This is a genomic window from Streptomyces sp. NPDC093094 (assembly GCF_044754345.1).
GTDB lineage: Bacteria > Actinomycetota > Actinomycetes > Streptomycetales > Streptomycetaceae > Streptomyces.
Genome location: NZ_JBIVOX010000009.1, coordinates 294882 through 304955 on the forward strand (window position 1 = coordinate 294882; position 10074 = coordinate 304955).

Sequence of the window (10074 nt, forward strand, 5' to 3'; positions counted from 1 at the left end):
ACCGGCCTGTGACCGTCGGTTGTCGGCCATCCGCGCGTCCGCGTCACGGAGCACGCCGCTCCGGCTGGTGCATCATGGGGCGCATGGGGACCGAGGGGGCGGGCGGGCGTGTGATCGCGGGCCGTTACCGGCTGGAGACGGTGCTCGGGCGCGGCGGTATGGGTGTGGTCTGGCGAGCCACCGACGAGTTGCTCGGCCGGCCCGTCGCGGTCAAGGAACTCGCCCTCGACGACACGCTGTCCGCGGACGAGGCCCGCCGCAGCCGCGACCGCACACTGCGCGAGGCCCGCACGGTGGCGCAGCTGCGCCATCCGCACGTCATCGTCGTCCACGACGTCGTCGCCCACGACGAACGCCCCTACCTGGTGATGGAGTTCATCGACGGCGGCTCCCTGGCCGACCGTATCGCCGCGTACGGCCCGGTCGACGCGCGCGAGGCCGCCCGGATCGGGGTCGCCCTGCTGGGCGCCCTGCACACCGCGCACGAGGCCGGGGTGCTGCACCGCGACCTCAAGCCCGCCAACGTCCTCGTCGAGCACGGCACCGGCCGGGTCGTCCTCACCGACTTCGGGGTCGCCCACGTCAGCGGTGCCACCACCCTCACCGAGAGCGGCTCCTTCGTCGGCTCGCCCGAGTACACCGCCCCGGAGCGGATGTCTGGCGCCGGTACGGGCGCCGCCTCCGACCTGTGGTCGCTCGGCGCGCTGCTGTGCGCGGCGGTGAGCGGCGAGTCGCCGTTCCGGCGCGAGTCGCTGGGCGCGGTCGTGCACGCGGTGCTGTCCGACGAACTCCGCCTGCCCGCCGGGGCCGCCCCGATCCTGCCCGTCGTACGGGGGCTGCTGGAGCGCGATCCGGAGCGGCGGCTGGACGCCGTGGCGGCCGAGCGGATGCTGCGGGTGTTCCTGGACAGCGGCCGCACACCCGAACCGGAGCCGCCGCAGCGGCGGGCGCGCGCCGGGCTGCTGGTGGCCGCCCTGCTGGTGGCGGCGATGGCGGCGGCCGGTCTGTCCGCGGCGGCGCTGCTCGTCCGCGGCGACGGGGACGGCGGCGGCACGCCGACGAGCCCTGTCCCCTCGACGTCGGTGAGCACGCCGCACGCCACGCCCAGTCCGTCCGTGCCGGGGTGAACTCTCCCCGTGCAGAGCCGGGGTGACCTTTCCCTGCAAAACGGAGATAAGGAGCAGCGAGGGTCACGGGTCTGTGACCACACCCCCTTCGCGGTGGCTCCGCGAGCGCCCGGCGCGATATTCATGAACACATGAGCAACAACGGGGGAGCCCGCTACGGGGCCGACGAGCCGACGAGTTTCGGCCTGCAACCGCCGAACCCGCAGCCGCCCGTGGGCGTACCGCATCCGGGCAACCCTTACGCGTCACCCGCCCAGGCCGCCCCGCAGCGGCAGGCGGCCCAGGATCCGGGCACCGGACGCCTGATCGCCGGACGTTACCGGCTGCTCGCCAAGCTCGGGCACGGCGGCATGGGCACGGTGTGGCGGGCCAAGGACGAGACGGTGGACCGTGAGGTCGCGGTCAAGGAGCCCCGCATCCCGGACCATCTTCCCGACCGTGAACGGGCCAACGCCTTCGAGCGGATGCGCCGCGAGGCCCGTGCCGCGGCCCGGCTCGACCATCCGTCGGTCGTCAACGTCCACGACGTCGCCGTCGTCGACGGCCAGCCCTGGATCGTCATGGAGCTGGTGCAGGGGCGCTCCCTCGGCGCCGCGCTCCAGGAGGGCACCCTCGGCGCCAGGGAGGCCGCCCGGATCGGCCTGGAGGTGCTCGGCGCGCTGGAGGCGGCCCACGCGGCCGGGATCCTGCACCGCGACGTCAAGCCGGACAACGTCCTGCTGGGCCGTCACGACCGGGTGGTCCTCACCGACTTCGGCATCGCCCAGATCGAGGGCGAGACCAATCTGACCGACACCGGCGGCTTCGTCGGCTCGCCCGAGTACATCGCGCCCGAGCGGGTGCTGGGCCAGCGGCCCGGCCCGGCCTCGGACCTGTGGTCGCTGGGCGTGGTGCTGTACGCGGCGACCGAGGGCGTCTCGCCGTTCCGCCGCAGCAACACCCCGGCCACCCTCCAGTCCGTCCTCAACGCCCACCCGGCGCCGCCCGCCTCCGCGCAGGGCCCGCTCGCCGAGGTCATCAACGGCCTGCTGCAGAAGGACCCCGCCCACCGGCCGGACGCCGACCGGGTGCGGGGCCTGCTGGAGGCCGCCGCGAACCCGCCCGCTCCGGCGCCCACGCGGGTCGTGACGGTCGCGGGAAGCCGGCAGGACGGCATCCGCATCGGCCGCAGGACGCTGGCCGCGACCGCTGCCGCTGTGATCGTGGCGGTGGCGGCGGGCTGGTTCGCGATCGCCCAGCCGTTCGGGGACGACGAGTCGTCCGAGGGCTGGAAGGTGCAGCAGGCCGACGAGCTGAAGGCGGCGGTGACCGTCCCCGAGGGGTACGTGCGCACCGTCCCCGAGGCCACGGAGCAGGACAAGCACTGGGTCCGCTACACCGACCCCAGCGGCGCGGTGTACGTCCGGCTGGAGGTCAGCAGGAAGGCGGAGGACCAGCTCGACTCCATCGCCAGCTCGTCGATGGGCCAGGCGTACGAGGAGAAGAAGGACATCGAGGGCGCCACCACCTCGGCCTACAACATCGCCGACGACGAGCCCGTCGCCGTCGTGACGAAGGAGACCTCCTACGAGGGGCGCCAGGCCGCCGAGAGCACCGTGACGTTCACGGACGACACGCGCAGCGAGCTCCTCGTGCCCACCGAGGTCCGGATCCTCTACTACCGGACCACGGGCGGGGACATGTACCGGCTGTCCGTCTCCTATCCGGGCAAGGGCGATCTGACCGAGCGGGGCCGTGAGGTGGCGCAGAAGGCGATCGAGAGCCTCGACGTCGACAAACTCTGAGGACTCCGGGAACTCTGACGCAGTCCTTCGACAACGCGCCGTCCCGCGCGGTAGGCAGGGGACATGAGCGACGGCGGCGAACACCCGCGCGACGGACACCTGGTCGACGGCCGGTACCGGCTGACCGGCCGTCTCGGCTCCGGAGGCGCGGCCACGGGCACGAGCTCGGGCACGGGCACGAGCTCGGGCACGGGCACGGGCACGGGCACGGGCACGGTGTGGCGGGCGTTCGACGTGCTGATGGAGCGCCAGGTGGCGTTGCGCCGGCCGAAGGCGGACCCGGCGGACGGCGAGCCGGGGCGGCGGGCCGTGAACCGGCTCTACCGGGAGGCCCGCGCGGCCGCCCGGGTCGACCATCCGTCGGCCGTGGTCGTCCATGACGTGGTCGTCGACGGCGGACTGCCCTGGGTCGTCATGGAGCTGGTCCGCGGCGAGTGCCTGCGCGAGAGCCTCGCGCGCGGCCCCCTGCCGTCGCCGGAGTGCGCCCGCGTGGGCCTCGCCCTGCTCGGCGCGCTGTGCGCCGCGCACTCCGTCGGGATCGTCCACCGCGATGTGCGGCCGGCCAACGTCCTCGTCGAGCACGGCACCGGCCGGGTCGTCCTCACCGACTTCGGTGTCGCCCCCGTGCCGGGCGGGCCGTTCGCCGCGCCCGAGCGGCTGGCCGGCCGGGATGCCGGGCCGGCCTCCGACCTCTGGTCCCTCGGCGCGCTGCTGCACACGGCGGTGCACGGCACGCCTCCGGCGGCGGAGGGTGTGCCTCCGACGGGGCAGGGCGCGCTCGCGGCGGCCGACGCCGGGCTGTTCGGCGCCCGGTCGCGGGGCGCCGACCGGCCGCGGGACGGTGCGTGGTCGCGGGGCGGTGACCGGCTGCGGGACGGTGCGTGGTCGCGGGGCGGTGCGCGGTCATGGGGCGGCGACCGGTCATGGGGCGGTGACCGGCTGCGGGGCGGTGCCGGGGCCTCCGGTCCGCTGGGCCCGCTGATCTCGCGGCTGCTGGACCCCAGGCCCGAGCTGCGCCCCGGCGCGGCGGACATCGCGGCGGAGCTGACGGAGGCGGCGAGGACGGAGGCGGCGGAGGCGGCGAGGACGGAGGCGGCGGGGGCGGCGAGGACGGAGGCGGCGGGGGCGGCGAGGACGGAGGCGGCGGGGGCGGAGGCGGCGGGGGCGGGAGCGGTGCGCCCGCGTTCCGCGGGAACCGTCCCGGAACCGGCGTACGAGTGAGAGCTGTGGAACAAGCCGCTGATCAGGGCATTTGTTGCCAGTGATCACTGGCGGCTTGTGTGCGCTCGGTGAATCCCCATTACCGACGGGTACACAAAGCCTCCGGCGCGGCATACCCTGCGCCTCATGACCGAAGCGCAGGCACCCGAGAAGGCCGCCCCCGGCACCAACCCCGTCGCCCCCGTCCCCGCAGGCGTGCGCACCGCGGCCGACGTGGTCACCCCGGAGCTGGTGGCCCAGCTGACCAAGGGCGTCACGGGTTCCGGCCGGACCGTCAACCACACGCCGTTCACCGGAGAGAAGCTGGCCGACCTGCCCGAGTCGACTCCCGAGGACGTCGCCCGCGCCTTCGAGGCGGCCCGCGCCGCCCAGGCGGTCTGGGCCCAGGTGCCGGTGACGCGGCGCGCGGCCGTGCTGCTCCGCTTCCACGACCTCGTCCTCGAACGCCAGGCCGAGGTGCTCGACCTCATCCAGCTGGAGACCGGCAAGGCACGCCTGCACGCCCACGAGGAGGTCCAGGCCGTCGCCGTCGCCGCCCGCCACTACGGCCGGAAGGCATCGGCCTATCTGCGGCCCAAGCGGCACGCGGGCGCCGTGCCCACCCTCACCAAGGTCACCGAACTGCGCCACCCGCGCGGCGTCGTCGGCCAGATCGCCCCCTGGAACTACCCGCTCGAACTGTCCGTCGGCGACGCCCTGCCCGCCTTCGTCGCGGGCAACGCCGTGGTGATGAAGCCGGACACCGAGACCTGCCTCACCGCCCTGTGGGCCCGCGACCTGCTCGTCGAGGCCGGACTGCCCGCCGAGGTCTTCCAGGTCGTTCTCGGCGAGGGCCCGGTCGTGGGCCCCGAGGTCGTCAGGCACGCCGACTACGTCTCCTTCACGGGCTCCACCCGCACCGGCCGCGAGGTCGCCCAGGGCGCGGCCGCCCGGCTCGTCGGTGTCTCCCTCGAACTCGGCGGCAAGAACGCCATGCTCGTCCTGGAGGACGCCGACCTCGACAAGGCCGCCGCGGGCGCGGTCCGCTCCTGCTTCTCCTCGGCCGGCCAGCTCTGCATCTCCATCGAGCGGCTGTACGTCCACGAGTCGGTCGCCGACGCCTTCCTGGAGCGCTTCACCGCCCGCACCAGGGCCATGCGGCTCGGCACGGCCCTCGCCTACGGCGCCGACATGGGCTCGCTCGTCGGCGAACGCCAGCTGGAGACGGTCGAGCGGCATGTGGAGGAGGCCGTCGCCCAGGGCGCCCAGGTGCTCGCCGGAGGCGTCGCCCGTCCGGACATCGGCCCGTACTTCTTCGAGCCGACCGTTCTCGACGGCGTGACCGAGTCCATGTCCGTCTGCGCGGAGGAGACCTTCGGCCCGGTCGTGTCCGTCTACCGCTTCAAGACGGAGGAGGAGGCGGTCGAACGCGCCAACTCCACCTCGTACGGGCTGAACTCCTCGGTGTGGACGAAGGACGGCCGCCGCGGCCGCGAGATCGCCGCCCGGCTGCGCACCGGCACGGTCAACGTCAACGAGGGCTATGCCTCCGCCTACGGCTCCGTCCAGTCGCCCATGGGCGGCATGAAGGACTCCGGCCTCGGCCGGCGGCACGGCTCCGAGGGCATCCTCAAGTACACGGAGGCCCAGACGGTGGCCCACCAGCGCATCCTCCCGATGGCCCCGTCACTGGGCATGGACGACGAGAAGTACGCGGCCTTCATGAGCCGCAGCCTTCGTCTGATGAAGGCATTCCGGCTCAGGTAGCCCGCCCGGGGCGCGGCCGCACCGACGTGCGGCCGCGCCGCGACAGACCCACCACGGCCCGCACGCACCACTCGACGAGGAGCACCCGTGCCCCAGGACACCTACGACTACGACGTCGTCGTCGTCGGCTCAGGATTCGGCGGATCGGTCACCGCCCTGCGCCTCACCGAGAAGGGCTACTCCGTGGGCGTCCTGGAGGCAGGCAGGCGTTTCACCCGGGGGACCCTGCCGAAGAACTCCTGGGACATCAAGAACTACCTCTGGGCCCCCAGGCTCGGCCTCTACGGCATCCAGCGCATCCATCTGCTCGGCAACGTCATGGTCCTGGCCGGCGCGGGCGTCGGCGGCGGCTCCCTGAACTACGCCAACACCCTGTACGTCCCGCCGAAGCAGTTCTTCGACGACCCCCAGTGGCGTGCCATCACCGACTGGCAGGAGGAGCTGAAGCCGTACTACGACCAGGCCCGGCGCATGCTCGGCGTACGGCTCAACCCGACCATGACCCCGTCGGACGTCCATCTGAAGGCGGCCGCGCAGCGCATGGGCGTCGGCGACACCTTCCACATGGCCCCGGTCGGCGTCTTCTTCGGCGACGGCAAGGACGCCGACGGCACGTCCCGGGCCGCGGCGGGCCGGCAGGTCGCCGACCCCTACTTCGGCGGCGCCGGACCCTCCCGCAACGCCTGCACCGAGTGCGGCGAGTGCATGACCGGCTGCCGGCACGGAGCGAAGAACACCCTCAACGAGAACTACCTGTACCTCGCCGAGAAGGCGGGCGCGGTCGTCCACCCGATGACGACGGCCGTGGCCGTCACGGAGGACTCGCAGGGCGGCTTCGCGATCACCACCCTGCCCACCGGCGACCGCCGCAAGGGCGAGGGCCGCACCTTCAGGGCCCGCCGGGTCGTCCTGGCCGCCGGCACCTACGGCACCCAGACCCTGCTGCACCGCATGAAGGCCAGTGGCAGGCTGCCGTACCTCTCGGACCGGCTCGGCGAGCTGACCCGCACCAACTCCGAGGCGCTGGTGGGCGCCCAGACCACCGACCGGCGCTACCGCAGAGCCACCGGCGAGAAGCGGGCCGACTTCACCCGCGGCGTCGCCATCACCTCCTCGATCCACCCGGACGGCAACACCCACATCGAGCCGGTCCGCTACGGCAAGGGCTCCAACTCGATGGGCAGCCTGTCGATCCTCCAGGTGCCCTACGCCGAGAACTCCTCCCGGGTGCTGGGCTGGCTGGCCAACGCGGCCAGGCACCCCGTCCTGGTGCTGCGGTCGCTGTCCAACCGCAAGTGGTCGGAGCGGACGATCATCGGCCTGGTGATGCAGTCGCTGGACAACTCCCTGACCACGTACCTGAAGCCGGACGGCGTCGGAAAGGGCCTGCTGACCGCGCGGCAGGGTCATGGCGCCCCCAACCCCAAGCAGATCCGGGCCGCGCAGGAGGGCGCGGGCGCCCTCGCCGCCGAGATCAACGGCTTCGCCGGCTCCAACGTGGGCGAGCTGATGGGCACTCCGCTGACCGCGCACTTCCTCGGCGGCTGCCCGATCGGCTCCGACCGCGAGTCCGGCGTCATCGACCCCTACCACCGGCTGTACGGCCACCCCGGGATCTCGGTCGTGGACGGGGCGGCCGTCTCCGCGAACCTGGGCGTGAACCCGTCGCTGACGATCACCGCGCAGGCCGAGCGGGCGATGTCCTTCTGGCCGAACAAGGGCGAGGAGGACCCGCGTCCCGCCCAGGGAACGGCGTACGAGCGGATCCAGGCGGTCGAACCGAAGTCCCCGGCCGTGCCCGCGGACGCGTTCGGCGCGCTGCGGCTGCCGTTCCTCGGCATGCCGGTGGTGCCGCCGAAGGAGTGACCCGGCCGCCCGCGCGGCCGGCGCCGGACAGCCAGAGGGACCTGCACCCCCCTCCGAGCGCAGGTCCCTCTGACTGTCCTGTACGACGCGCGTCGCCCGATGGCTCAGGTGTCACGCGTCATCGTGCGCGTCATTCGTCCGCGCCGGTCCTCCGTCGCCGTACGGCGAACACCGCGCCCGCGCCCGCGACGACGGCGAAACCGCCGACGAGCGCGATCACCGGGAGCGCGGAGCTCGAACCGGTGGCGGCGAGGTTGCCGGGGCTGCCGGAGGTGTCCGCACCCGCGCCGCCCTGCGGCTTCTTGTCCGAGTCGCTCGGGGTGGCCGTACCCGGGCTCGGGGCGGCGGAACCGGCCTTCAGGACCTCGAAGTCGTACTGCGCCCAGCCCTCGGCGATGCAGTCCTCGCCGTCGACCCGGTCGAGGTAGGCGCCGGAGCCGAAGGAGTACGCGTCACCGGCCGGTGCTCCGGCGTCGACGGTCAGGCGCAGCTCCACCGACGTCGAGGCGTTCGCCGCCAGCGTGGTGTCCAGGAACTCGTCGCCCGCCCAGTCGCCGTCACCGATGCGGGTCCAGCCGCTGCCGTCCTTGAACTCCAGCTCGACGTAGGGGCTGAGGAAGCGTGACTCCTCCAGCTCGTGGTTCTCCACCTCGGCGTAGAAGCGGATGTCCTCGATCGCCGCGTCGGAGTCGTTGGTGAGGACCAGCCGGAAGGTGTGGGGGCCGTCGCCCGCGACGATCTTTCCGGGCAGGCCCTTGATGTCCGCGGAGACCTTGGCGTCGTGCTGGACGTCGACGTCCTCGCAGAACGGGCGGTCCGGCTCCTCGGGTCCCTCGCCGGGGTCGGGCTCACCGGAGCCGGTCGCCGCGGGTGTCGTGGGAGTCGTGGACGCCGTGGGTGTCGTGGGCGTCGTGGCGGAGCCGGTCGGCGCGGTGGCCGTCGGGCTCGCGGTCGTGCCCGTCGGCGTCACGCCCGCGCTCGGACTCGTGCTCGCGGTCGCGCCCGCCGTGCCCGGCGCGCCGGCGAACGCGACGGAGGCGGACAGCACGGCGAGCGGCGTCACGACCGCCGTCGCGGCGGCCGCCGCCACGGCACGGGGAAGCTTCATCGGGACCTCGACATCACGTACGGCACAGGTGGGTGCCCTCGGTTGCCAGGTTTGATCGGTGAGGCCGGTGAATGGTTGTCCCGCCACTGACCGGATTTTCATGTGACGTGAGTCACTTTCCGGGGGGTGTGGGGCGGCGGGTACCCGCCCGGGCACGACGAAGGGCCCCGCGGGGCGGGGCCGCGGGGCCCTTCTTTCGTCAGCACCGACGTCAGGGCGGCGTCGATGCCTGGAGAGAGGCGCCGGGGGGTAGCGCCGCTCGTGCTGGATCCGGGGAGTGCGGGGTGGACGACGTCAGTCCGTCCGGCCGGCCCCGGGCGTCCCCGGAGCCGGCCGTTCTCTTGGGTGACCGGGCTGCTGTCCCCTGCCGTCCGGTCACGACCCTGGAGCGAGGTCCCACGACGCACGGCACGTTCCGTACGTCTCATCGCCCCAGCGACCACGCGTGGTTCTTTCCGGCCCGCGGCTGGCTGACGCGGACACTGGGAGCAACGAAGCGGTTCGCGTGCCGGTCACGCGCCGTACGGGTGAGACGCGGCCCGAACTCAGATGCGACCCCGGCACAGTTCGAGGAGGGTCATGGCGAGGGCGGTGCCGGGCTTGCCCAGCGCCTCCCGGTAGTGGCCGAGGACCTCCATCTCGCGGGAGAGGTTCACCCGGCGGCCGCCGGAGGTGATCCGTGCCTCCTGGATGACGGCCGAGACGGCCATCCGTTCCTGGATCAGGCCGATGATCCGGTCGTCGAGCGCGTCGATGCGGTCCCGGGCGCCGGTGATCACATCGGCGGCCTCGGCGGTGCGGGCGCCGGTCTTCTCGGTGGGGACCGGGGTGGCGGTGGCGGAGGTGGTCATGGACGGGGCTCCTCGAAGGACGGGGTGCCCCGGAACGGCAGGACCCGGGAGAAACGACAGGCGCCCCGGGCCTTGTCGGCCCGGGGCGCCTGGGAAGTCGCTTGGCGTCAGCTCAAGCAGCACGACCATGGCAGCCGGCGGGCCGGGTGCCATAGGTAAACAGGAAGGTCGTCTGCGTGAGCATGGGGCCAGTATGCCGGGCTGCGGGGAAGGGGCCAACACGGTTCGGATGCTGAGACGGGGCGGAGCCGCCGGCCGGCCGTGGCGTCCGGCGGGGCCGGGGCCCGGAGCCGGGTGCCTCGGCGGGGGTTCCCGGCGGCCGGGCCGGGTCGGCCGGCGGGGGTTCTCGGTGGTGCGGGCCGGGTCGGTGG

At 73.6% G+C, this 10074-nt stretch carries 7 protein-coding genes; 5 read left to right on the forward strand and 2 right to left on the reverse strand.

Going from position 1 to position 10074, the window contains the following annotated elements; all coding sequences use genetic code 11:
* The first annotated feature begins 83 nt into the window (after positions 1-83).
* The 5 genes from ACIQGV_RS21575 to ACIQGV_RS21595 all read left to right on the forward strand — a co-directional run bounded on the left by ACIQGV_RS21575 (position 84) and on the right by ACIQGV_RS21595 (position 7744).
* Entirely contained in the window at positions 84-1127 is a 1044-nt protein-coding gene (locus ACIQGV_RS21575; protein WP_402496649.1) for a serine/threonine-protein kinase, read from the forward strand.
* Positions 1128-1258: 131 nt separating this feature from the next.
* Positions 1259-2911: a serine/threonine-protein kinase gene (locus tag ACIQGV_RS21580; RefSeq protein ID WP_402496650.1), complete on the forward strand. Its 1653-nt coding sequence runs from the start codon at positions 1259-1261 to the stop codon at positions 2909-2911.
* 63 nt (positions 2912-2974) lie between these two features.
* Positions 2975-4132 (forward strand): protein kinase, encoded by a 1158-nt coding sequence (locus ACIQGV_RS21585; protein WP_402496651.1) that lies wholly within the window; start codon positions 2975-2977, stop codon positions 4130-4132.
* Positions 4133-4258: 126 nt separating this feature from the next.
* Positions 4259-5878, forward strand: a complete 1620-nt coding sequence (locus ACIQGV_RS21590) for a succinic semialdehyde dehydrogenase (protein WP_402496652.1) — start codon at positions 4259-4261, stop codon at positions 5876-5878.
* Positions 5879-5965: 87 nt separating this feature from the next.
* Entirely contained in the window at positions 5966-7744 is a 1779-nt protein-coding gene (locus tag ACIQGV_RS21595; RefSeq protein WP_402496653.1) for a GMC oxidoreductase, read from the forward strand.
* 130 nt (positions 7745-7874) lie between these two features.
* Here the strand turns inward: ACIQGV_RS21595 and ACIQGV_RS21600 are convergent, their stop codons facing one another.
* Both ACIQGV_RS21600 and ACIQGV_RS21605 read right to left on the reverse strand, forming a co-directional pair.
* Positions 7875-8852 carry an LAETG motif-containing sortase-dependent surface protein gene (locus ACIQGV_RS21600; RefSeq protein WP_402496654.1) on the reverse strand — a complete coding sequence of 326 codons (978 nt, stop codon included), beginning with the start codon at positions 8850-8852 and terminating at the stop codon, positions 7875-7877.
* Between the two features lie 545 nt (positions 8853-9397).
* On the reverse strand, positions 9398-9703 hold the full coding sequence (locus ACIQGV_RS21605; RefSeq protein WP_402496655.1) for a chorismate mutase: 306 nt from the start codon (positions 9701-9703) through the stop codon (positions 9398-9400).
* Positions 9704-10074 lie beyond the last annotated feature (371 nt).